Genomic DNA, 22,536 nt, shown 5'->3' with positions numbered 1-22,536 from the left:
CCTGGCTGCGCAACACCTACGCCTACGCCCTGGCCGATCTCGGCCGCACCGACGAGGCCGACAAGGTCATGGCCCGGGCCACCGGCGACGACGGCGTCAGCCAGCGCATCAACCGCAGCGAGATGCTGGTCACGGCCGGCGCCCACGCCGAGGCCCTGCGCGTGCTCGACACCGTCGAGACCAAGACCGCCACGCCCTTCGGCCTTATGTGGGTGGCCAGCAACCGCATCTGCGCCCTGTCGGCCACGCCCGCCGATCCCCGCATCGCCCCCGACCTGGCCAGCCTGCGCGACGGCTGGAAGGACAATCCCGCCGCCCTCGCCCAGGCCCTGATCTGCCTGGGCCGCGACGACGAGGCGGCCGCCCACTACATCCGCCGCCTGGAGGATCCGGCCCTGCGCGGCGAGGCCCTGGAGGCCTTCCGCAAGACCAAGCCCCCGCCCGCCCAGTCGGACTACGCCCGCGCCTTCCTCGCCCGCCGCGACGCCATCCTGGCCCGGCCGGACGTCCTGGCCGTGCAGGGCAGCTACGGCCGCGTGGTCACCGCGCCGCTGAGCGGAACCTACTGGGGAGACCTCTAGGTTCCGGCCGCCGCCGTGGTGGTGGTGGTCGTGCTGGTGGTGGTGGTCGCCTTGGCCTTGGCCTCGGCGTCTTCGGCCAGGACGTCGCTGGCGGCGTCGATCTGGCGCGGGTCGATGGCGATCGCGGTGCGCCCTTCCTCGGCCACCAGGATGCGCACGCGCTTCAGGCGGGGGTTGATCTTGAGGACGGCTTTCGAGACCGCTTCTTCGGTCTTCTTCACCCCCTCGTCGATCGCCTTGGCCTGCGTGGCGACCCGCGCCTTCTCCTTGGCGGTCTCGCCCTTGGCGCCCGAGCCGCCGTCCTTCATTTCCGCGATAGCCTGGCGATAGACGGCGGTGGCGACCCCCTCGACGCCGAGGTCGGCCGGCGAGGCCGGCAGCTCCGGCGCCGCCCGTCCGGTCAGCGCATAGGCGGCGTCGCGGTCGCTGCGCGGATCGGCGCGGGGCGTCCACCCCGTGCCCCCGATCAGGTCCTGGGCGATGGCGAACGGCGCCCCGGCCGAGGTCCGGAAGGCCTGGAACGGGCTGGCCCGGAACGCCCGGTCCAGGGTGTCGGCGCGCACGGCGATGTCGATCCCGTCCTGGATGGCCCGCTCGGACAGCAGCCGCTGCTCGGTCACGGCGGCCGTCCGCAGGTCATCGACCAGGGCCTGGGCGCGCAGCGCCGCCTTGCAGCGGTCGAACGCCTGCTGGGCCACCCCTTCGACGATGGTGCGCCGGCTGCCGCTGGCTACCGACTGGGCCGCGACCACAGCCTTGTCCGCGCCGTCGCAGGCGTCGCTCGCCAACGGCGGCGGCGTCGGCGGCGCCCAGTCCTCGCCCACCTGGGCCCAGCGCACGTCCAGCGCCGCGTAGCGCTCGGCCGTGCGGTCCATGGCGATCGACACCGCCTGGTACAGCTGCACTTCGTAGGTCGAGCCGCGCAGGTTGGTGGCCAGCAGCGGCAGCACCGCCCCCGCCGCCCAGCCGTTCCGGCTGCTTTCGGCCATCTTGGTGTTGCCGATCAGCAGGGCCAGCGTCGAGACCGAGGTGGTCACGGCCGCGACGTCGCGCCACTTCTGCCGGCCGCTGGCCTTGTCGCGATAGCATTCGGCGAAGTTGCGCAGGTCGGAGACCACCTCCTGGGTCCGCTCCCGCTCCTTGCCGGCGATCGGGAACACGTAACGCGCGCCGCCCTGCAGGTTCGAGCAGGCCCGGCCATAGCGCAGGGCCAGGCCGCGACGCCCGACCGACTGGGTGACGAAGCTGCCGATCTGGTCGCCGGTCTTGTCGACCCAGCGCCGGTTGTCCAGTCCCTGGGCCAGGGTCTTCCCGCGCGTCTTCAGCTGGGTGTCGACGGCGCTGGCTTCGAGATCGGCCGCCGTCTTGCGCGCCTGGGCCAGGGCGACGGCCTTCTGGGCCAGTTCCAGGTCGGCCTCGATCGCGGCCTTGCGCTGCGTCGCCGTCGTCACGCTGACCTGGGCGGCCTCCAGGTCGGCCTTCTCGGCGGCGGCCGCGGCCGTCTTGCGCTGCTGCGCCAGGTCGGCGGCGGTCCTGGCGGCGGCCAGCCCCGCCTCGGCCGCGGTCTTCTCCGACTCCGCCGCCGTCTTCTCGGCCTTGGCCGCAGCTTCGCGCGCCTGCGCCGCCTCGACCCGCGCCGTATCGTCCTGCGGCCCCGCCTGCGCCCCCGCCTGCGCCAGGGCCGCCGTCGAGACGCCCGTCAGGGCGAGCGCCAGCAAGGAAAGACGGATGTGAGAGAAACGTCGCATGGCCTGCCCCCCGGAACGCCAGTCAAGCTTCACCACATATCGTCGTTATCCAATTTCAACAACCCCAGGACGTATGCCGAATTAAGATCGCCCAAAAAGTGATCACCTCTCCCGCCACCTGCCGCCAGCCTGCTGACAGGGCCTGTCAGCAGGACCCCTGGCCTTGAGGCCTCCGCGCCCCTAGATTTGGCCCATGCCCAGCAGCCAGAACCCCGGCGTCTCCGACGCCTCGACGCCCTTCGTGCTCGACGCCTCCCCAGAGGCCATGGGGGAAGCCATGGGGGCGGAAGGCATGCCGATGCTGTGGACGCCCCACCGCCCGGCCCGGCCGGAGAAGTCGGAAGGCGGCAAGACCTTCAAGCTGGTGTCGTCCTACGAGCCGGCCGGCGACCAGCCGACGGCCATCAGGGAGCTGGTCGAGGGCATCGAGAACAACGACCAGGACCAGGTGCTGCTCGGCGTCACCGGCTCGGGCAAGACCTTCACCATGGCCAAGGTCATCGAGGCCACCCAGCGCCCGGCGCTGATCCTGGCCCCCAACAAGACCCTGGCGGCCCAGCTCTACAGCGAGATGAAGGCCTTCTTCCCGGAGAACGCGGTCGAGTACTTCGTCAGCTACTACGACTACTACCAGCCCGAAGCCTACGTCCCGCGCACCGACACCTATATCGAGAAGGACAGCTCCATCAACGAGCAGATCGACCGCATGCGCCACTCGGCCACGCGGGCGATCCTGGAGCGCGACGACGTCATCGTCGTGGCCTCGGTGTCGTGCATCTACGGCATCGGCTCGGTCGAGACCTACACCGCCATGACCTTCACCCTGACGGTGGGCGACCGGGTCGACGAGAAGCAGCTGATGGCCGACCTGGTGGCCCAGCAGTACAAGCGCAACGACGCCGCCTTCGAGCGCGGCACGTTCCGCCGCCGCGGCGACACCATCGAGATCTTCCCCGCCCACTACGAGGACCGCGCCTGGCGCGTCACCCTGTTCGGCGACGAGGTCGAGGCCCTGGCCGAATTCGACACCCTGACCGGCAGGAAGACCGCCGAGCTGGAGACCATCAAGGTCTACGCCAACAGCCACCACGTCACCCCGCGCCCCACCCTGCGCCAGGCGATCATCGAGATCCGCAAGGAGCTGAAGGAACGGCTGGAGTGGCTGACCGCCAACGGCAAGCTGCTGGAGGCCCAGCGCCTGGAGCAGCGCACCACCTTCGACCTGGAGATGATCGAGACCACCGGCTCCTGCGCCGGCATCGAGAACTACAGCCGCTACCTGTCGGGCCGCCAGCCCGGCGAGCCGCCGCCGACCTTCTTCGAATACATCCCCGACAACGCCCTGCTGTTCACCGACGAGAGCCACCAGACGGTTCCGCAGATCGGCGCCATGTACAAGGGCGACCGCAACCGCAAATGGACGCTGGCCGAGTTCGGCTTCCGCCTGCCCTCGGCCCTCGATAACCGCCCCCTCAAGTTCGAGGAGTGGGACGCCATGCGCCCGCAGTCGGTGCACGTCTCGGCCACCCCCGCCAACTGGGAGCTGGAGCGGGCCGGCGGCGTCTTCGCCGAGCAGGTCATCCGCCCCACCGGCCTGATCGACCCGCCGGTCGAGGTGCGCCCGGTCTCCAAGGACGGCGCCTCCCAGGTCGACGACGTCGTCGACGAGATCCGCCAGACCATCAGCAAGGGCTACCGCACCCTGGTCACCGTCCTGACCAAGAAGATGGCCGAGGACCTGACCGAATATCTCAACGAGCAGGGCATCCGCGTCCGCTACATGCACTCGGACGTCGATACTCTGGAGCGCATCGAGATCATCCGCGACCTGCGGCTGGGCAATTTCGACGTGCTGGTCGGCATCAACCTGCTGCGCGAGGGCCTCGACATCCCCGAATGCGGCCTGGTCGCCATCCTCGACGCCGACAAGGAAGGCTTCCTGCGCTCGGAGACCTCCCTGGTGCAGACCATCGGCCGCGCCGCCCGCAACGTCGACGGCAAGGTCATCCTCTACGCCGACCGGGTCACCGGCAGCATGGAGCGGGCCATGGCCGAGACCACCCGCCGCCGCGAGAAGCAGAACGCCTACAACCTCGAACACGGCATCACGCCCGAGAGCGTCAAGCGCGACATCAAGGACATCCTCGCCAGCCCCTACGAGCGCGGCGACCGCGTCCTGGTGCCCATGGGCGTCAGCGACGCCTCCGGCGCCGAAAAGCCCTTCAGCGGCGACAACTTCAAGTCCGCCCTCCGTGACCTCGAAGCCAAGATGCGCGAAGCCGCCGCCAACCTGGAGTTCGAGACGGCCGCCCGCCTGCGCGACGAGATCAAGCGCATGAAGCTGCTGGACCTGGAGTTCGCCAACGAGATCCTGACGGGGGCCGGCGAGACCGTGGACAAGTCAGCGCCCAAGCGGGTGCGGGCGGAACATAGGGCGGAGCAGGCGGAGGCGTTCAGGAAGGGGCGGAGGTAGGGGGGGCAAGCGGTAAAAATTGATCGCAGAAAAGTTCAAAGCTCCTGCAACGCTCGCGGACTAAATCACCCTTGCCTGACATCAAATCAGACATCTCGCGATAGTGTTCCGACTTCCTCTTACCCTGAAAAAAGCCTGTTTCCGCAAGCAAAATAGACTTCGATTCAACAGCTTCCCAATCATGAATTTGACTGGAAATTGCCGCCAACATCCAAGACTCTGTTTTTTGAGTTGGTATAGCGGCCTTCAGTTTATTTAAATGATCAGAAACACCAACAGCAATCCTGATCAACTCGCCAGACAAAAACCCAACCCTGGCCTCAACAGTAATAACATCACCTATAATCATACCATTTTTAACCGCATATTCTTCAGCAATATCACCATCCAAATGCAGGACGATAATATCGTATACCTCCTCCCCCTCAAATAGCGGGGCCCTCAAATATGTATTTAGCCCAGATCCTGAATTAGCCTCACACCAAGCAATTACCTTCGTCCAGCCACCATCACCAGATCTCGATGACGCGTCAGCAGCAGGCTGAAGAGGGAAACACTGCGCCTCCTCCCCATAACGATCGTGGAAAAGATCTCGCACCAGAACAGCAATAGCGGGGAAATCATTAGCCCCCTCACAGACGACCCCCACCCTTTTCATATTAAAATAATGCCCCCGGTATTCTCCCCTCCAGGAGAAGTTGAGAAAGATTCTTACCCTTATGATTTAACACCCAATCGTCCTGCGTCATCCCCTTAGGAGGCCTTATATCCCGAAACGCAGTGGCGCCCTGCGGCTGCATCTTTTCACCCGACCTATTTACAGTAAAAATACTGTGATTATTGTTAAATATGTCAAAACTGTCCAGCGCAGAAGGGTGATGAGACGTCATAAAAACTTGCTGACCAACATCAACATCGGCCTCACCGCCGGATGAGCTAATCCTAACGATATGGTCAGTCAGCTTTCGAACGAGATCAGGATTTAAAGTTCCATCCACATTATCCAATGCAAAGACCTTTGGCGCATCTTTGTGCGCAAGCAACGTAGCCACAAATATCAGATACAGCGTCCCCTCGCTCGCATCGAATGGACTAACGAAATTTCTCTTCGAATTCATAAATTTATCCCGAATATATATAAGAGCGCCCTCAGATCGAACCTGCGGCGGAACAATATTAGGATCAAAAGGGCGCACCCGGACACTGTCCGCCCAACCCGGCTTCCATATAATACTTAAAATATCATCTATCCGAAACCGGTTAGAAGCATTAACTCGCGCACCCAAAACATCCTGAAAAGCCTGAGCCAACCCAGACCCCGTAAGACCAAGAGGTTCCATAACTCGCGCATCAATAGCCAACCCGCGCATAACGGCAGTTTGCGGAGCATATATAGCAAAGTTAGAAAAATCGTTTATCTCAGATCTAAAATCATCCGATATTTTCAATATCGACCCGAGAATGTCCCATATACTCCTGTGCGTATCCATGGCCGAAAGATCTATTTCATTTAGTATAGAATTCTGCCCGTAAATTCGCGCACCTCTAGGCCCACGACCAAATACCTTTTGATCGCCATCAAACATAGCTTCAGAATGAAATTCCAGATACGGGCTATTCACACCCGACCTAATAGAACACTCATACGTTCCGTGCTCAAACTTTGCCGATATATGGAACGCAGCCGGCAGCTTGGCGTTTTTAAATGCCGACTTAAACAAATGCGGCAAAGACAATCTAACACCGCGAAGATCAAGCGCATTCTGATCCATTCCACGGGACAACGCAGACGCCACTATACCTATAGCTTCAAGAACGTTAGACTTTCCAGCGCCATTGGGGCCTACAAAAATATTTGCACAGCCGAAATTTAGCTCAGCCTCATAGATCGATTTAAAACGTTCTATTTTTAGCTTTTTGAGCATAATATTTCGCCCGAAATTTTAGAAAGGGAGCCGCAGGTCGGTCTCTTGGAACTAGATTCTGTTCTAGCCTAGCTTTCCTGCGGCCGCGAGATTGAACAACGCATCGGACCCAAACTCAGTCGCACCTGCACCGTTCATACCTTGACCACCTTATCTCAATCCCCATCCCCCTCCCCACAAACCCCAACCCAATCAACGCCCTAGAAAATTCGCAGCGTTTTCCATCCGCCCCTTCCAAACCGGCTGCATAATGGACCTCGTCCCGTCGCGGGGAGAGGGCGCTAGGATCCGGCCCGATGCGTGCGAGGGGATGCGATCGAGCGGGGCCTCCTGGAGCGGCGTGAGCCGGGCCGGCGGGGCTTGAACGGAGGGCGGGGGACGTAAACCCGCCTATCGGGGGCTTGCCTGTATCGGCTCCCGCCCGCCCGAGGGTCCGCGCCATACGCGCCTCCCGGCCGTCAAGAAACGGGGAGCCTGCGCGGTGGAAGGGGTGAAGGGCGGAAGAGGCCCGCGCGCCCCGGCCTGAGGTCAAACGATCGCGCGGGGCGTCAAGGCTTCGTCGAAACGGTAACCCAACTCACAGATCCGGACGCGGTCCGGACGCCCCGCGCCCTCTCCATCCACCTTCGCGTTTCGCGCGGAAGGCCGTCGTCGCTCGTCCAAAGCCCTTCCCCCTCGATGGGGGAAGGGTTGGGATGGGGGTGGAACCGCGCGTTCAGCCTCCGCCGGCGGGTCCGGTCGAAACGCCGAAGTCACCCCCATCCCCGGCCCTTCCCCCATCGAGGGGGAAGGGAGGAGCCCCGCCATGAAGCACAAGCGCCGCAACCCCGCCCCCAAGCGCCCGCACCGCAAGCGCGGCCTCGCCGCCGCCCCCTCCCCCGCCTTGGTCGAGGCCAGGCGCCGGCTGGAGGACCGACTGCTGGCGACCCGCGCGGCGCTGCAGGTCGAGCGCGTGCGGGCCGGGACGAGCGAGCCCGGCGAGGCGCTGCGGGGGCTGGCCGAGTTGTGGTCGTCGGCCTATGCCGACGGCTGATCGCGACGCGACGACCCGCATGGACCCCGCCGCCGGTACGCCCGGCGCGGGCGGCGCCGCTTCCCCCAAGGTTGAGCCCGCTCGCGCGGCGGTCCATGGTGGCGCTTCCCGAGGGGGCTCGGGGATTCTTCGCGTACCGGGGGCTTTCACATGACCGACATCACCGCGGGCGCCGCGCCCGAACAAGAAATCGCGCCTGGGCCCACGCCTGGAGCCGCGCCGACGCCGGAAGCGACCTCGGAGGCCGCGCCCGCCGCGCCCGACGCCACGCCCGCCCGCAAGCCGCATCCGTGGACCGACGCCTCGCCCCAGCCCTGGCGGCGCTATTTCGCCCGGGCGGTCGACACCTTCGTCTACGGCTTCATCGGCATCGTGCTGCTGGGCGGCGTCGGAACCTTCGTCGCCCCGGCGCTGACCGAGCAGTTCCTGGGGCTGTTCGAGATGGACTTCGTCGGCCGGCTGATCGCCGGGCCGGTCTCGGTGATCCTGGCCGCGCCGTTCGTGGCCGTGTCGATGGCGCTCAGCGGCGGCAGCTTCGGCAAGTGGCTGTTCGGGGTGCGCGTGGTCCGCGCCGACGGCAGGCGCCTCAGCCTGATCCAGTCGATCAGGCTGAGGCGCGGGTCATGGTGTTCGGCATGGGCCTCGGCGCGCCGCTGATCTGCCTCTACACCATGTGGCAGGGCAAGGAGGCCCTGGAGGACAAGCGCGTCGCCCCGTGGGACGCCGACGGCGGCTACCGCGTCACCCATCGGCCGATGGGGATCTGGCAGGGCGTGCTGATGGTGGTCGGCGGCCTGATCTGGGGCGGCGAGCGGCTGCTGGGCGTCATCGACCGCTTCGCGTCGATGGCGGGCTAGAGCGGGTCGAAGCCGGGGACGAAGGGTCAGAAACTGCAAGACGCCGCGCGCGGGCCGTGGGACTTTCCGCGCCGCGCAACAGCTTCCCCCGGACCGACACGGAGCCCCCCATGATCGACCTCGTCATCGACGCCCGCCGCCGCGACATCGGCGGTTTCGAGGTCGGGCGGGTGCTGCCCTTCGCACGGCGGCGGATGGTCGGGCCGTTCGTGTTCCTCGACCACATGGGGCCGGCCCACTTCCAGCCGGGCTTTCCCAAGAGCGTCGACGTGCGGCCGCATCCGCACATCGGCCTGTCCACCCTGACCTACCTGTTCGACGGGGCCATCACCCACAAGGACAGCGTCGGCTCCGACATCGAGATCCTGCCGGGCGAGGTCAACTGGATGACCGCCGGTTCGGGCATCACCCACTCCGAGCGCTTCGAGACCCTGCGCCACGACGGCGGTCTGATGGACGGCATGCAGGCCTGGATCGCCCTGCCCACCGAGCTGGAGGAGATCGCCCCCGGCTTCACCCACCACGCGGGCGACCTGGACCTGCCGTTCTACGAAGGTGCCGGCCTCAAGGCCCGGCTGATCGCCGGCGAGGCCTTCGGCGCCAAGTCCAAGGTGCCGGTGCACTCGCCGCTGTTCTACGTCCACTGGCAGCTGGCCGCCGGCGCCAAGGCCGCCCTGCCCGCCGAATATCCCGAACGCGCCGCCTACGTCTCCAGCGGCCGGGTGGAGGTCGCAGGGAGGGTGCTGGAAGCCGCCCAGATGGCCGTGTTCGAGCCCGGCGAGACCGTGGTCTTCGAGGCCCTGGAGCCCTCGGTCGTCATGCTGCTGGGCGGCGAGCCGATCGGCCCGCGCTTCATCGAATGGAACTTCGTCTCGACGTCCAAGGACCGCATCGAACAGGCCAAGGCCGACTGGCGCGCCGGCCGCATGAAGCTGCCGGATCTGGACAACGGGGAGTTCATCCCCCTGCCGGAAGACCCGACGCCGCCCGCGCCGCCGATGTCCTAGCCGCTGCGCGGCCCCCTCCGGCCCTCCGGGCCACCTACCCCAGAGGGGGAGGATTTAAAGATGCTCCCCCTCTGGGGGAGCTGTCGCGGAGCGACTGAGGGGGCCGGCCGCCAGGCCGGCTACGCCGCCTCCTCGAACGCCGCGTAGACCAGCGTCCGCAGCTCCCGCCGGATCGGATAGACGCTCGACGGCATCAGCTGGGTCATGAACACCACCGCCAGGTCCTCGATCGGATCCACCCAGAAGGCGGTCGAGGCCATGCCGCCCCAATAGGCCTCGCCGGGGCTGCCGATGTTGCGGGTGCGGGCCAGGTCGACGGTGACGGCAAAGCCGAGGCCGAAGCCCAGGCCCTCGAAGACGCTCTCGCTGAACAGCGACTTCGACATCTGGGTCAGCTCGCGCCCGCCCGGCAGGTGATTGAGCATCATCGCCTTCAGCGTCTTGGGGCTGACGATGCGGGCGCCATCCAGCTGGCCGCCGTTCAGGATCATGCGGCAGAAGCGCATATAGTCCGACGCCGTCGAGACCAGCCCGCCGCCGCCCGACTTGAACAGCGGGTCCTTGAGGAACGGGCTGGTCGCCGGATCGTCCTGCAGCACCACCCGGCCCTTGGGATCGAGGCTGTAGCAGGCCGCCAGCCGCCCGTGATCGGCCTCAGGCGCAAAGAAGCCGGTATCGACCATCTTCAGCGGCTCGAAGATCCGGGTCTTGAAGAACTCATCCAGCGGCTGGCCCGAGATCTGCTGAACGAGGTAGCCCAGCACGTCGGTGCAGACCGAATAGTTCCAGGCCTCGCCGGGGCTGAACTCCAGCGGGAGTTTCGCCAGCTCGGCGATGAAGCCGTCGAGGTCGCGCGGCCCCGGCAGGTCGTCCAGGTGCAGCTTGCGATAGGCCGCGTCGATATTGCCCCGCTGCTGGAAGCCGTAGGTGAAGCCGGCCGTGTGGCGCAGCAGGTCGATCATCCGCATCGGCTCGGCCAGCGGCTTCGTCTGGAACGCCCCCAGCGCCCCGGCGGCGAAGACGCCGAGATCCTTGAAGGCCGGGATGAAGCGGTGGACCGGATCCTCCAGCGCCACCCTGCCCTCCTCGACCAGCATCATGAAGGCGATCGAGGTGATCGGCTTGGTCATCGAATAGATGCGATAGAGGCTGTCGGCCTTCAGCGGCGCGTTGCGCTCACGGTCGGCCAGGCCCAGCACGGCCTCGTGGGCCAGCTGTCCGCGCCGCCAGACCTGCACCTGGGCGCCGGGCAGCAGGCCCGGTCCGACGTACTTTTCCTGCAGAAAGGCGTCGATGCGTTTCAGTCGGCTGGACGACAGACCGACGGCTTCGGGCGTGCTCACTTGCGTTTTTCCCCACACTGGCGCGACCTTGCGTCACGGTCGCCTTCTTTTCGCGGATCGAATAGGCGGTACGGATAACGCAACCTTCACCTCATCCTGCGTTGATCGATTGAAGACGAGGGGAGCTTGATGGGCAAGGGGCCGGACGAAGAGACGCCCGCCACCAGCACCGACCGCGCCGCGGCCGACTGGTTTTTCCGCAGCAGCCTCGACATGTTCGTGGTGGTGCAGGGCCGCGCCATCGTCCGCGTCAATCCGGCCTGGACCCAGATCGCCGGCTGGAGCGCCGAGGAGAGTCTCGGCCGCCACATCCGCGACTTTCTCCATCTGCACGACACCGAGGTGCTGGAAAGCGCCGGCCGCATCCTGCGGGCCGAGGGCCAGGTGCAGTCCGAGCACCGCCTGGCCCGCAAGGGCGGCGGCTGGCTGTGGGTGCGCTCGCGCTCGAAGATCCTGCCCGACGGGGCGCTGCTGATCGTCTTCCAGGACTTCTCCGAGGAGCGCGTGCGCCGCCTCCAGCGCCAGCAGGCCGACCGCGCCAACGAGATGCTGCGCAACGCCGCCGGCGTCTATGTCTGGCGGTTCGAGACCCGCAAGGGGATCTATTTCTTCGAGCAGGAGATCACCACCCTGGCCGCCCCGATGGGCGACGCGCGGCAGATGACCGTGCCGGAGATGATGGCCGCCATCCACCCCGACGACCGGACGATGATGAGCCAGGCCTTCATCCGCACCCAGGAGACCGGCGAGCACGCCCAACTGGTCTATCGCCACGCCGATCCGACCAGCCGCAACTGGATCTGGATGCGCACCGACTGGCGCGGCGTGCGGGCCGGGGCCGGCGAGCTCTTCGACGTCATCGGCATCAGCCAGGACGTCACCGAACTGCTGGTCGCCCGCAACGCCGCCCTCGACGCCGCCGAGGCCAAGTCGCGCTTCCTGGCCAATATGAGCCACGAGATCCGCACCCCGATGAACGGGGTGCTGGGCGTACTGCACCTGCTGGAGCACGAGCGCCTGTCCGACGACGGCCGCCGCCTGCTGGCCGAGGCCCTGGGCTGCGGCGCCATGCTCTCGGAACTGCTCAACGACATCATCGACTTCTCCAAGATCGAGGCCGGCAAGCTGGAGCTTTGCCCCGAGCCGCTCGACCCGTCGGCCCTGCTGCGCAGCGTCGCCCACCTGCTGGAGCCCCAGGCCGACCAGAAGGGCCTGCGCCTGACGGTCGAGGCCCCGCCCGTCGGCGCCAGCTGGGTCCTGGCCGACCCGGTCCGCCTGCGCCAGGCGCTGTTCAACCTGATCGGCAACGCCGTGAAGTTCACCCTGGAGGGCGGCGTCACCGCGCGCCTTTCCGTCTCGCCCGCCCCTGAGGGCCTGCGCCTGCGCTTCGAGGTCGAGGACACCGGGGTCGGCATCTCGCCGGAGGCGGCCGAGACCCTGTTCGAGCGCTTCAGCCAGGCCGACGGCTCGACCACCCGCCGGTTCGGCGGCGCGGGCCTTGGCCTGTCGATCACCCGCCGGCTGGCGGGGATGATGGGCGGCGACATCGGCTTTTCCAGCACGCCGGGCCAGGGCTCGACCTTCTGGCTGGAGATCCTGGCCGCCCCGGCCGAGGCCCCGGTTCGCAACCCCGCTCCCGCCGAGCCCGACGCGCCGATGCTGGCGGGCCTGGACGTGCTGCTGGTCGAGGACAACGCGGTCAACCGGCTGATCGCCACCCGCATGCTCGAGGCCCTCGGCGCCCGCGTGGCCACGGCCGAGGACGGCGCGGCTGGCATCGCCGCCGCCCGCCTGGGCTACGACCTGATCTTCATGGATATCCAGATGCCGGTGATGGACGGGGTCGAGGCCACCCGCGCCATCCGCAAGCTGCCCGGCCGGGCCGGCGCCGCGCCGATCCTGGCCATGACCGCCAACGCCATGGCCCACCAGCAGGCCGCCTATGTCGAGGCCGGCATGAACGGCGCGGTGGCCAAGCCGCTGTCGCCGGCCGCCCTGGTCCGCGCGGTCGCCCAGGCCCTGCCTGCCCGCACGCTGGAGACCTCCTGAACGAAGGCCTTTCTGCCGCCTCGTTCCAGGCCTAGATTGGACCAGAGAGTCCAACGCCTGCACGAGGCGTTGCAGGGGGCCTGACAATGGACGACGGCCACACCGTCACCGCCGCGACGGCGCGCTACGCACAAAAAAAGGAAGCCATACTGGCGGCCGCGACGGCGGTGCTGAACCGCCAGGGCGTCAAGGGCATGACCCTGGCCGACGTCGCCGCCAAGGTCGGGCTGATCACCACCAGCGTCACCTACTACTATCGCAAGAAGGACGACCTGGCCGCCGCCTGCTTCATCCGCGGGCTGGAGCGGCTGGACGCCATGATCGACGAGGCCGCGGCGCAGCCCGACGCCGCTGCGCGCATCCGCAAGTTCCTGACCCTCTATCTCGACCTGTCGCGCCAGGTCCGCGCCGGCGAGGCCCCGCCTCTGGCCAGCTTCACCGAGATCCGCGCCCTCAAGGAGCCGATGCGGGCCTCGGTCCAGGCCGCCTTCGCCGACATCTTCCGCCGGGTGCGCGGCTTCTTCGACGGCGAGGCCTTCGCCCATCTCGACAAGGCCGAACGCAACGCCCGCGCCCACCTGCTGCTGGAACAGGTCTTCTGGACCGGCGCCTGGCTGCGCCGCTTCGACCTCGACGATTACGAGCGGGTGCGCGAGCGGATGTACGACATTCTCGTGGGCGGCATCGCCGCGGCCGGCCGCGACTGGGCGCCGCCCGCCCTGCCCGACCCGACCCCGGCCTCCGACGAAGGCCAGGAATGGCGCGAGACCTTCCTCGTGGCCGCCACCCGCCTGATCAACCAGCGCGGCTATCGCGGGGCCTCGGTCGAGGACATCTCGGCGGCGCTGAACGTCACCAAGGGCTCGTTCTACCACCACCACGAGGACAAGGACGCCCTGGTGGTCGAGTGCTTCAAGCGCACCTTCGCGGTCACCCGCCGCGCCCAGCTCGCCGCCCTCGGCCTGCCCGATCATGACCGCCAGGCCGATGGCTGGACGGCGGTGTCGGCGGCCACCGCGGCCCTGGTCGAGTACCAGCTGTCCGACCACGGCCCGCTGCTGCGCGCCTCGTCGATGGGCGCCCTGCCGATCGAGATCCGCCACGAGATGAGCGACGGCTACGCCCGCGGCTCCAACCGCTTCGCCGGCATGATCGCCGACGGCATAGCCGACGGCTCGGTGCGCGCGGTCGACCCGCTGGTGGCGGCGCACATGATCAACTCGATGCTCAACGCCGCCGCCTCGCTGCAGGCCTGGGCGCCGGGCGTCACGCGCGAAGACGCCGCGCGGCTGTTCGCCCGGCCGCTGCTGATGGGGCTGATGGCGCGGTAGGGGTCCGCGTCCTTACCCTCCACGCCCCCAAAGCTCGTCATCCCGGAAAGCGCGCAGCGCTTATCCGACCCAGGGGACGGGGCTCGGCGGTCAGATCAAGCGCCGCTGACGCTCGCCATCGCATTGCGCCGGCCCCTGGGTCCCGGCTCTACGCTTCGCTTCGGCCGGGATGACGGCGGGAGTGGGTCGCGACCGCCCTTTAGGCGAAGCCGCCAATTCAACGGCTCACGCCGAGGTTTGCCCTGTACGGCGGCCCAGGCTTGCGCCAAGCCGGAAGCGTTCATTTCGGGGAAGCGTCCATGCCCAAGTCCACGATCCGCGCCCTTCTGCTGGCGAGCGCGGCCCTGCTCGCCGCGCCCGGCCTGGCCAGCGCCGCCGACAAGGCCGTCCAGGCCGGCAAGCTGTTCGACGGCGCCAAGCTGCGCGGCCCCAGCACCATCGTCATCCGCGACGACCGCGTGATCGCCGTCGAGGACGGCTGGACCGCCCCGGCCGGCGCCGAGGTCATCGACCTGAAGACCCAGACCGTCCTGCCCGGCCTGATCGACGCCCACGTCCATATCGGCGCGGCCCTGCCCAGCAAGACCAACGCCGTCGAGTACGGCGTCACCCATTCCGACATCGACCGCGCCTTCGACGGCGCGCTCTACGCCCGCCAGATGCTGCTGCAGGGCTTCACCGCCGCCCGCGACCTCGGCGGCGGCCCGGAGACGGCGGCCGTGCGCGACGCCATCGACGGCGGCAAGATCGCCGGGCCGCGCCTGTGGATCGCGCTGGAACCGCTGGGTCCCACCGCCGGCCATGGCGACAGCCGCAGCGGCGTCGACCCGGCCCTCTCCAACCCCGGCTGGGACAACGGGATCGTCAACTCGCCGCTGGAGGCCCGGCTGAAGGTGCGCGAGCACAAGCGCCGCGGGGCCACGGTGATCAAGCTGATGCCGTCCGGCGGCATCGCCTCGATCGGCGACGACCCGCGCCACCAGACCATGGCCCAGGACGAGATCGAGGAGGCCGTCCGCACCGCCCACGGCCTGGGCCTCAAGGTCGCCGCCCACATCTATCCCGCCCCCGCCATCGAGACGGCGGTCAAGGCCGGGATCGACTCGGTCGAGCACGGCTCGTTCGCCACGCCCGAGGCGCTGAAGCTGATGAAGGAGCGCGGCGTCTACCTGGTGCCGACGCTCAGCGTCTACGACGTCTTCTACGAGACGGCGTCCAGGCATCCCGAACTGCTGCCGCCCGGCACGGCCGAGAAGGAGCTGGCCAACGACCTGATTCCCAAGAGGAACTTCCCCAACGCCGTGAAGGCCGGGGTCAAGATCGCCTACGGCACCGACCTGGGCGAAGGCGACCACACGCTGGAGTTCGACCTGCTGGTCCAGGGCGGCCTGACCCCCACCCAGGCCCTGACCGCCGCCACCGGCGCCGCCGGCGACCTGATCGGCGATCCCGCCGTGGGCCGGGTGGCGCCGGGCGCCTTCGCCGACCTCGTGGCCGTGACCGGGGACCCGACCGCCGACATCAGCCTGATGCGCAAGGTGGCGTTCGTGATGAAGGGCGGGATCGTCTACAAGGAAGGCGGGGTGGAAGTGCTGCCGCGGTAGCACGCCTCCCTTCCCCCTTGATGGGGGAGGGAGCTCCATGGTGGCGCTACTTCCCCGCCACGTACGCATCCACCTGCGCCAGCCGCCGCGCCTTCTCGGCCTCGTCGAGGAACGAGCCGGTGAAGCTGTTCCTGGCCAGCACCACCAGGTCGTCGCGCGTCAGGTCCACGGCCTTGGCCGTCTGCAGGTAATTGTCCAGCAGGTAGCCGCCGAAATAGGCCGGGTCGTCGGAGTTCACCGTCGCCTTCAGCCCGAGGTCCAGCATCTTCCGCATCGGGTGGGCCGCAAGATCCGGCACCACGCAGAGCTTCAGGTTCGACAGCGGGCAGACCGTCAGGGTCGTCCCGTCCGCGACCAGACGCGCCGTCAGGGCCTCGTCCTCCAGGGCGCGGTTACCGTGGTCGATGCGGTCGACGCCCACCAGATCGATGGCTTCCCAGACATATTCCGGCGGCCCCTCCTCGCCCGCGTGGGCGACGATCTTGAGGCCGAGGTCGCGCGCGGCCTTGAACACCCGGGCGAACTTGGCCGGCGGATGGCCGACCTCCGAGGAGTCCAGGCCCACGCCGGCGATCTTGGCCAGATGCGGCTTGGCCAGCTCCAGCGTCTCGAAGGCGCTGTCTTCCGACAGGTGGCGCAGGAAGCAGAGGATCAGCTTGGAGGTCACGCCCAGGCGTTCCTCCGCTTCCGCCATGCCGTCCAGCAGGCCGTCGATCACCGTCTCGAAAGCGATCCCGCGCTCGGTGTGGGTCTGCGGATCGAAGAAGATCTCGGCGTGCACCCCGCCGTCGGCCGCCAGGCGCTCGAAATAGGCCAGCGCCAAGTCCTTGAAGTCGGCCCGCGTGATCAGCACGCCCGCGCCCTGGTAGTAGATGTCCAGGAAGTCCTGCAGGTTCGAGAAGGCGTAGGCGGCGCGGATCTCCTCCACCGACTTGTACGGCAGGGCGATCCCGTTGCGTTCGGCCAGGGCGAACATCAGTTCCGGTTCGAGGCTGCCCTCGATGTGCATGTGCAGTTCGGCCTTGGGCAGGCCGCGGGCGAAGGCTTCGAGCGTGGTGTCGGTCATGGGAATTCCATCGGCTCGCGACGTGGCGGGGTCAAGTCCGCACGTCAGGCCCGCACATCAAGCCCGCACAAGGCGGCGCGGGAACCTTCAAGCTCCCGCGCCGAGGTGCGCTTCACCTCTTAGTTTCGACGCGTCGTATGCACCGCGTCGCGCTCGCGCCTGAAACGGTCTTGGAATGTCCCGCACGCCTGCAAGCGGCGGCGGCCGGCCGGTCCTGGTGCGAACTCCCTCCCCAGTTTGGCCGATTATCTTGGGAGACCGTAGGCTTACGCGCCGACGTGGCGTCACGTCGGCCCGCACCGGCAGGTGCTCTCTCGGCCGAAACTGAACCCTTCGAATGTCCAGTACGACGCCCACGGCGTCAACCTGCGGCGCCCGAAAAAGCGGCGCCGTCCGCGCCCCTCTGGACTCTCGCGCGGCGTCGTGCAGGCTAGGATCAAACAAGCGTTCAAACGAACCTAAAGGGTGGAACCGCATGGCCGCGATCAACGCCGTCACCGATCTGACCGTCGAAGGCGACATCGGCGTCGTCACGCTGAACTCTCCTCCCGTCAACGCCCTATCGGCCCAGGTCCGCGAAGGGCTGAAGAACGCCTTCGAGGCGGCGATCGGCGATCCGGCCGTCCAGGCCATCGTGCTGATCTGCGAGGGCAAGACCTTCATCGCCGGCGCCGACATCAGCGAGTTCGGCAAGGCCATGACCGGCCCGTCCCTGCAGGACGTGCAGAACACCATCGAGAACTCGCCCAAGCCGGTGATCGCCGCGATCCACGGCACGGTCCTGGGCGGCGGGCTGGAGGTGGCGCTGGTCGCCCACTACCGCGTCGCCGTGCCGTCCGCGAAGGCGGGCCTGCCGGAAGTGAACATCGGCCTCCTCCCGGGCGCCGGCGGCACCCAACGCCTGCCGCGCATCGTCGGCGTCGAGAAGGCGCTGGAGATGGTCACCACCGGCCAGCACGTGCCGGCCAAGGCCGCCCTCGCCATGGGCCTGTTCGACAGCCTGGTCGAGGAAGGCGCCCTGCGCGACGGGGCGATCGCCTTCGCCCGCGTGGTGCTGGCCGAGGACAAGCCGCTGGCCAAGGTCCGCGATCTTTCCGCCAAGGTCGAGGCCGCCCGCGGCAAGCCCGAGATCTTCGCCGAATTCCGCAAGGCCAACGCCAAGAAGTTCCGCGGCTTCCTCGCCCCCGAGAACAACATCAAGTGCATCGAGGCGGCGGTGAACCTGCCCTTCGACGAAGGCCTGAAGGAAGAGCGCCGACTGTTCATGGAGCTGATGACCGGCAGTCAGTCGGCCGCCCAGCGCTACGTGTTCTTCGCCGAGCGCCAGGCCGCCAAGATCCCCGACGTGCCGGACGACACCCCGACCATCCCGGTCAAGAAGGTCGGCGTCATCGGGGCCGGCACCATGGGCGGCGGCATCTCGATGAACTTCCTCAACGCCGGCGTACCGGTGACGATCATCGAGGCCAAGTCGGAGAACCTCGACCGCGGCGTCGCCACCATCCGCAAGAACTACGAGAACACCGCCAGGAAGGGCCGCCTCACCCAGGACGACGTCGAAAAGCGCATGGGGCTGCTCACGCCCTCCATGCACCTGGAAGACCTGGCCGACTGCGACCTGATCATCGAGGCCGTGTTCGAGCTGATGGAGATCAAGAAGGAGGTCTTCACCAAGCTCGACAAGATCGCCAAGCCGGGCGCCATCCTGGCCACCAACACCTCCTATCTCGACGTCGACGCCATCGCCGCCGTCACCGGCCGGCCGCAAAGCGTCATCGGCCTGCACTTCTTCTCGCCGGCCAACGTCATGCGTCTGCTCGAGATCGTGCGCGGCGAGAAGACCGACAAGTCGGTGATCGCCACCGCCATGCAGACCGGCAAGAAGATCGGCAAGGTCGCGGTGCTGGTCGGCAACTGCTTCGGCTTCGTCGGCAACCGCATGCTGGCCCAGCGCCAGCGCGAGGCCCAGAAACTGATCCTCGAAGGCGCCATGCCCTGGGACGTCGACCGCGTGCTCTACGACTTCGGCCTGCCGATGGGGCCGTTCGCCATGAGCGACCTGGCCGGTCTCGACATCGGCTGGGACCCGGCCAAGACCAGCTCCTCCACCGTCCGCGAAGTGCTTTGCGAGATGGACCGCCGCGGCCAGAAGAACGGCAAGGGCTTCTACGACTACGACGAAAACCGCGTCGCCAACCCCTCGGCCGAGGTCGAGAAGGTCATCCTCGATTTCGCCGAGAAGCGCCAGATCCAGCGCCGCGAAATCAGCGACGAGGAGATCCTCGAACGCTGCCTCTACCCGATGGTCAACGAGGGCGCGAAGATCCTCGAAGAGGGCAAGGCCATCCGCGCCTCCGACATCGATATCGTCTGGATCAACGGCTACGGCTGGCCCGTCTATCGCGGCGGCCCGATGTTCTGGGGCGAGCTGGTCGGCCTCGACAAGGTCCTGGCCAAGATGAAGGAGTTCCAGGAGAGGCACGGCGACGACTTCAAGCCGTCGGCCCTGCTGGAACGGCTGGTCGCCGAGGGCAAGGGCTTCAAGGACGCGTGACGTTTACCCACTCCCCTCCCCCTTGATGGGGGAGGGGCAGGGGTGGGGGTGACGCGGCGGTGGAAGCCGCGCACCACCGCCAGCTCAGCAGCCACCCCCATCCCCGACCCTTCCCCCATCAAGGGGGAAGGGGGCAGTCAGAGTACGAGGCGCGTCGCCATGCCCACCATCCCCTCCATGATCACCGCCGACTACGGCGTGATGGGCGACATCCTCCGCGAGCGCGCCCTTGAGGCCCCAGGCCGCCCCGCCGTGATCATGGAGACCGGCGAGGCCGTCACTTACCGCCAGTTCGACGCCCTGGCCGACCGCGTCGCCGCCGCCCTGCAGCGCGACGGCGTCCAGCCCGGCGAAGCGGTCGCCGTCTGCGCCCTGTCGTCGATCCCCTACGCGGCCCTGTTCCTGGGCGGCCTGCGGGCCGGGGTGGCGGTCGCGCCGCTGGCGCCGTCCTCCACGCCGCAGGCCATCGCCGGCATGGTCGCCGACTGCGGGGCCAAGCTGTTCTTCGTCGACGCCGGCGTCGCCGAGGCCCAGAAACCCGCCCCGATCGCGACCCGCACCATCGCGCTTGACGGCTCGCCCGCCGGCGAGGCGTTCGAGGCCTGGCTGGCGCCCGAGGGCGCCACGCCGACGCCGGTCGAGATCGGCCCCGAGCATCCATTCAACATCATCTATTCCAGCGGCACCACCGGCGCGCCCAAGGGCATCGTCCAGTCGCACGGCATGCGCTGGAAGCACGTCTTCCGCGGCGACGCCGTCGGCTATGGCGCCGACGCGGTCACCCTGCTGTCGACCCCGCTCTATTCGAACACCACGCTCGTTTGCTTCTTCCCCACCCTGGCCGGCGGCGGGACCGTGGTGCTGATGAAGAAGTTCGACGCTGGCCGCTTCCTGGAGCTCGCCCAGCAGCACCGCATGACCCACGCCATGCTGGTGCCGGTGCAGTACCGCCGCCTGCTGGCGCACCCGGACTTCGACGCCTTCGACCTGTCGACCACGCGCCTGAAGTTCTGCACCAGCGCCCCGTTCGCCCCCGAACTGAAGGCCGAGGTCCTGAAGCGCTGGCCCGGCGGCCTCGTCGAATATTTCGGCATGACCGAGGGCGGCGGCGCCTGCATCCTCATGGCCCACGAGCATCCCGACAAGCTGCACACGGTGGGTCGTCCCGCCCCCGGCCACGACATCCGCCTGATCGACGAGGACGGCGTCGAAGTGGGCGCGGGCGTGGTCGGCGAGATCGTCGGCCGCTCGGCCGGCATGATGAACGGCTATCACGGCCAGCCCGGCAAGACCGCCGAAGCCACCTGGACCTCGCCGGAGGGCCTCTCCTTCATCCGCACCGGCGACGTCGGCCGCTTCGACGACGAGGGCTTCCTCACCCTGATGGATCGCAAGAAGGACATGATCATCAGCGGCGGCTTCAACATCTATCCCAGCGACCTGGAGGCGGTGATCGCCGCCCATCCCGACGTGCTGGAAGCCGCCGTGGTCGGCGTGCCGTCCGAGGCCTGGGGCGAGACCCCGGTCGCCTTCGTCGCCCTGCGGCCCGGCGCCGCGGCCTCGGCCGAAACCGTCCGCGCCTTCGCCAACGAGCGCCTGGGCAAGACCCAGCGCCTGGCCGACCTCGTCCTCGTCGACGCCCTGCCCCGCAGCCACATCGGCAAGGTGCTCAAGCGGGAGCTGCGGGACGGGTGGACGGCCAGGCGCCCTCTCCTATAACGAGCAGGCCTGCGATACAGGCGAGCGTCGATCGGGGTGGGGCTTGGATCACGAACGGAACTACCTATCCCTCGTGCGGGAGTGTTACCGCGCCTCGCTGATGTCCGACTTCAAGTGGCGACGAGTCTTCGCTCTGCTGGCGACCCAGGAACCTCCCCTGCAGGTCTGGATCAAGTGGGTCGGCTCCGACACCAATGAGCCGATCGAGACCCCGCGGACCGTTGACGAACGCGGCGCGACCTTCGGGGATCTGGGCTGGCGCCCATACATCGCGATCGAAGAGCTGTTCCTGAGGGCCTATGTTGAGAGGCCGCGCGGCAGCAAGCAGTCACGCTACCAGGCGATCGAGAGCCTTCGTGACGCACTGAAATCGCTTGGCAAACTGCCGCTGGAAAGCGCCGCGGGGGGCGGCTTCCGCATTACCGGACACCTGCCCGCGGTCGCCCCTGCCTTGTCCGACGAAGATTGCGACGGCCTTCCAACGCCGTTCGACGCTTTCGCCAGAGCCCTGTTCTCGGCCTATCCCGACTGGCGCGGCCATGCCCGGCTGAACGAAGTCCACGGGGGGCAATGCCTCTGGGTGGAGGTTCCCCCGCCGCCGGAAGCCGACATGAACGGACCGCTCTGGATCTCCACCGCCGGCGGCGAGGTTACGGTGGGCATCGACTATTCGCACAGTCACTTCGACTGGCCGCCCGACGCCTATGACGACGTCCTCGAACACATCCGGGACCTGCTGAGCGAACGCCTTTCGGTCCACGGCCAGTTCATCGGCGAGTGGCTCAGTTCGGCCGGCACCGGACCGGCCGAGCGCACGATCAGGGTCGGGGAACTGCGGGTCTCCAGGCTGCGGGTCCGATCCTGGCATGGAATGCATAACCGGGACGAGACGTTCGCCTGACCGCCGAGCAAGCGCTGACCTCTCCCTGAAAACCCGGAAAAACCGCAAACTCAACCGCGACGGCGCGCCGCATCTGGACAGGCCGAGTCACTCGATACGTTCGATTAACCATAAGGGCGCCGTCGGGGTTGTCGGCGCCGGTTCGTTGCGGAAGCGTCTCGCATGTCCAGCCTTTCAGCCGCCGTCCTCGCGTCGCAGCCGAAGTCCGCCCACGCCTCGTCGGCGCCGCTCGACTTCGACGCGCTGGCCAAGGCCTTCGGCGGCCCGGCCTGCGACGACCTGAACGGGCGGCTGGCCCAGCGCTTCTCCCGTCCCACCGCCGTGCGCGCCGCCGCCGACCGCGCC

17 protein-coding genes and 1 pseudogene are annotated in these 22,536 nt (G+C 67.6%); 13 read left to right on the top strand and 5 right to left on the bottom strand.

Annotation, left to right across the window (positions count from 1 at the left end):
• Positions 1-581 (top strand): hypothetical protein (locus DMC18_RS26060; RefSeq protein WP_199232581.1); only part of this gene is annotated, 581 nt, incomplete at its 5' end.
• Here DMC18_RS26060 and DMC18_RS14595 read toward each other — a convergent pair.
• On the bottom strand, positions 578-2,329 hold the full coding sequence (locus DMC18_RS14595; protein WP_110133040.1) for a hypothetical protein: 1,752 nt from the start codon (positions 2,327-2,329) through the stop codon (positions 578-580). The two genes, DMC18_RS26060 and DMC18_RS14595, sit on opposite strands and share 4 nt — an antisense overlap.
• 193 nt (positions 2,330-2,522) lie before the next feature.
• Here DMC18_RS14595 and uvrB point away from each other — a divergent pair, with 193 nt between their 5' ends.
• A complete protein-coding gene (gene uvrB / locus DMC18_RS14590) occupies positions 2,523-4,802 on the top strand; it encodes an excinuclease ABC subunit UvrB (protein WP_110118685.1) in 2,280 nt (759 codons plus the stop codon).
• On the opposite strand, the gene DMC18_RS25660 is transcribed toward uvrB, so the two are convergent.
• Positions 4,783-5,460, bottom strand: a complete 678-nt coding sequence (locus tag DMC18_RS25660) for a hypothetical protein (protein WP_146218081.1) — start codon at positions 5,458-5,460, stop codon at positions 4,783-4,785. The genes uvrB and DMC18_RS25660 overlap by 20 nt on opposite strands.
• Position 5,461: 1 nt before the next feature.
• The gene (locus DMC18_RS14585) at positions 5,462-6,727 is read right to left on the bottom strand and encodes an AAA family ATPase (protein WP_110133039.1); all 1,266 of its coding nucleotides are present in this window, start codon (positions 6,725-6,727) and stop codon (positions 5,462-5,464) included.
• An 805-nt stretch (positions 6,728-7,532) separates the two neighbouring features.
• Here DMC18_RS14585 and DMC18_RS14580 point away from each other — a divergent pair.
• From DMC18_RS14580 to DMC18_RS14565, 4 genes are all read left to right on the top strand, one after another.
• Positions 7,533-7,760: a hypothetical protein gene (locus DMC18_RS14580; protein ID WP_110133038.1), complete on the top strand. Its 228-nt coding sequence runs from the start codon at positions 7,533-7,535 to the stop codon at positions 7,758-7,760.
• A 150-nt stretch (positions 7,761-7,910) separates the two neighbouring features.
• Positions 7,911-8,417, top strand: a complete 507-nt coding sequence (locus DMC18_RS14575; RefSeq protein WP_110117915.1) for an RDD family protein — start codon at positions 7,911-7,913, stop codon at positions 8,415-8,417.
• Positions 8,384-8,617 (top strand): hypothetical protein, encoded by a 234-nt coding sequence (locus tag DMC18_RS14570; RefSeq protein ID WP_110117916.1) that lies wholly within the window; start codon positions 8,384-8,386, stop codon positions 8,615-8,617. Before DMC18_RS14575 ends, DMC18_RS14570 begins: the two co-directional genes overlap by 34 nt.
• A gap of 110 nt (positions 8,618-8,727) precedes the next feature.
• Complete coding sequence (locus tag DMC18_RS14565; RefSeq protein ID WP_110117917.1) at positions 8,728-9,624, top strand: pirin family protein; 897 nt, start codon at positions 8,728-8,730, stop codon at positions 9,622-9,624.
• 119 nt (positions 9,625-9,743) lie between these two features.
• Here the strand turns inward: DMC18_RS14565 and DMC18_RS14560 are convergent, their stop codons facing one another.
• Positions 9,744-10,967 carry a serine hydrolase gene (locus DMC18_RS14560; protein ID WP_110117918.1) on the bottom strand — a complete coding sequence of 408 codons (1,224 nt, stop codon included), beginning with the start codon at positions 10,965-10,967 and terminating at the stop codon, positions 9,744-9,746.
• A gap of 129 nt (positions 10,968-11,096) precedes the next feature.
• On the opposite strand from DMC18_RS14560, the gene DMC18_RS14555 reads away from it, so the two are divergent.
• The 3 genes from DMC18_RS14555 (at position 11,097) to DMC18_RS14545 (ending at position 15,951) form a co-directional block, all read left to right on the top strand.
• Positions 11,097-13,016, top strand: a complete 1,920-nt coding sequence (locus DMC18_RS14555) for an ATP-binding protein (protein WP_110117919.1) — start codon at positions 11,097-11,099, stop codon at positions 13,014-13,016.
• An 86-nt stretch (positions 13,017-13,102) separates the two neighbouring features.
• Positions 13,103-14,347: a TetR/AcrR family transcriptional regulator gene (locus tag DMC18_RS14550; protein ID WP_110117920.1), complete on the top strand. Its 1,245-nt coding sequence runs from the start codon at positions 13,103-13,105 to the stop codon at positions 14,345-14,347.
• 299 nt (positions 14,348-14,646) lie between these two features.
• Positions 14,647-15,951 (top strand): amidohydrolase family protein, encoded by a 1,305-nt coding sequence (locus DMC18_RS14545; RefSeq protein ID WP_110117921.1) that lies wholly within the window; start codon positions 14,647-14,649, stop codon positions 15,949-15,951.
• Positions 15,952-15,997: 46 nt separating this feature from the next.
• Here DMC18_RS14545 and DMC18_RS14540 read toward each other — a convergent pair whose 3' ends face one another.
• Positions 15,998-17,017, bottom strand: coding sequence for an adenosine deaminase (locus DMC18_RS14540; protein ID WP_110117922.1), 1,020 nt, complete (start codon positions 17,015-17,017; stop codon positions 15,998-16,000).
• 475 nt (positions 17,018-17,492) lie between these two features.
• Here DMC18_RS14540 and DMC18_RS14535 point away from each other — a divergent pair, with 475 nt between their 5' ends.
• The 4 genes and pseudogenes from DMC18_RS14535 to DMC18_RS14520 all read left to right on the top strand — a co-directional run.
• Positions 17,493-19,571, top strand: coding sequence for a 3-hydroxyacyl-CoA dehydrogenase NAD-binding domain-containing protein (locus DMC18_RS14535; RefSeq protein ID WP_110117923.1), 2,079 nt, complete (start codon positions 17,493-17,495; stop codon positions 19,569-19,571).
• A gap of 159 nt (positions 19,572-19,730) precedes the next feature.
• The gene (locus tag DMC18_RS14530; protein WP_110121336.1) at positions 19,731-21,290 is read left to right on the top strand and encodes a class I adenylate-forming enzyme family protein; all 1,560 of its coding nucleotides are present in this window, start codon (positions 19,731-19,733) and stop codon (positions 21,288-21,290) included.
• Between the two features lie 100 nt (positions 21,291-21,390).
• Complete coding sequence (locus DMC18_RS14525) at positions 21,391-22,191, top strand: hypothetical protein (RefSeq protein WP_110121335.1); 801 nt, start codon at positions 21,391-21,393, stop codon at positions 22,189-22,191.
• Positions 22,192-22,353: 162 nt separating this feature from the next.
• A pseudogene (locus DMC18_RS14520) lies at positions 22,354-22,536 on the top strand (hypothetical protein); the annotation flags it as partial.

The organism is Caulobacter sp. D5, from assembly GCF_003185805.1.
Lineage (GTDB): Bacteria > Pseudomonadota > Alphaproteobacteria > Caulobacterales > Caulobacteraceae > Caulobacter.
This window is presented reverse-complemented; position numbering and strand designations above follow the sequence as displayed.

What these genes read in the sequence shown, in the direction of transcription:
- DMC18_RS14595 (WP_110133040.1), bottom strand. Translation starts at nt 2,329, where the DNA reads ATGCGACGTTTCTCTCACATCCGTCTTTCCTTGCTGGCGCTCGCCCTG.
- uvrB (WP_110118685.1), top strand. Translation starts at nt 2,523, where the DNA reads ATGCCCAGCAGCCAGAACCCCGGCGTCTCCGACGCCTCGACGCCCTTC.
- DMC18_RS25660 (WP_146218081.1), bottom strand. Translation starts at nt 5,460, where the DNA reads ATGAAAAGGGTGGGGGTCGTCTGTGAGGGGGCTAATGATTTCCCCGCT.
- DMC18_RS14585 (WP_110133039.1), bottom strand. Translation starts at nt 6,727, where the DNA reads ATGCTCAAAAAGCTAAAAATAGAACGTTTTAAATCGATCTATGAGGCT.
- DMC18_RS14580 (WP_110133038.1), top strand. Translation starts at nt 7,533, where the DNA reads ATGAAGCACAAGCGCCGCAACCCCGCCCCCAAGCGCCCGCACCGCAAG.
- DMC18_RS14575 (WP_110117915.1), top strand. Translation starts at nt 7,911, where the DNA reads ATGACCGACATCACCGCGGGCGCCGCGCCCGAACAAGAAATCGCGCCT.
- DMC18_RS14570 (WP_110117916.1), top strand. Translation starts at nt 8,384, where the DNA reads ATGGTGTTCGGCATGGGCCTCGGCGCGCCGCTGATCTGCCTCTACACC.
- DMC18_RS14565 (WP_110117917.1), top strand. Translation starts at nt 8,728, where the DNA reads ATGATCGACCTCGTCATCGACGCCCGCCGCCGCGACATCGGCGGTTTC.
- DMC18_RS14555 (WP_110117919.1), top strand. Translation starts at nt 11,097, where the DNA reads ATGGGCAAGGGGCCGGACGAAGAGACGCCCGCCACCAGCACCGACCGC.
- DMC18_RS14550 (WP_110117920.1), top strand. Translation starts at nt 13,103, where the DNA reads ATGGACGACGGCCACACCGTCACCGCCGCGACGGCGCGCTACGCACAA.
- DMC18_RS14545 (WP_110117921.1), top strand. Translation starts at nt 14,647, where the DNA reads ATGCCCAAGTCCACGATCCGCGCCCTTCTGCTGGCGAGCGCGGCCCTG.
- DMC18_RS14540 (WP_110117922.1), bottom strand. Translation starts at nt 17,017, where the DNA reads ATGACCGACACCACGCTCGAAGCCTTCGCCCGCGGCCTGCCCAAGGCC.
- DMC18_RS14535 (WP_110117923.1), top strand. Translation starts at nt 17,493, where the DNA reads ATGGCCGCGATCAACGCCGTCACCGATCTGACCGTCGAAGGCGACATC.
- DMC18_RS14530 (WP_110121336.1), top strand. Translation starts at nt 19,731, where the DNA reads ATGCCCACCATCCCCTCCATGATCACCGCCGACTACGGCGTGATGGGC.
- DMC18_RS14525 (WP_110121335.1), top strand. Translation starts at nt 21,391, where the DNA reads ATGTCCGACTTCAAGTGGCGACGAGTCTTCGCTCTGCTGGCGACCCAG.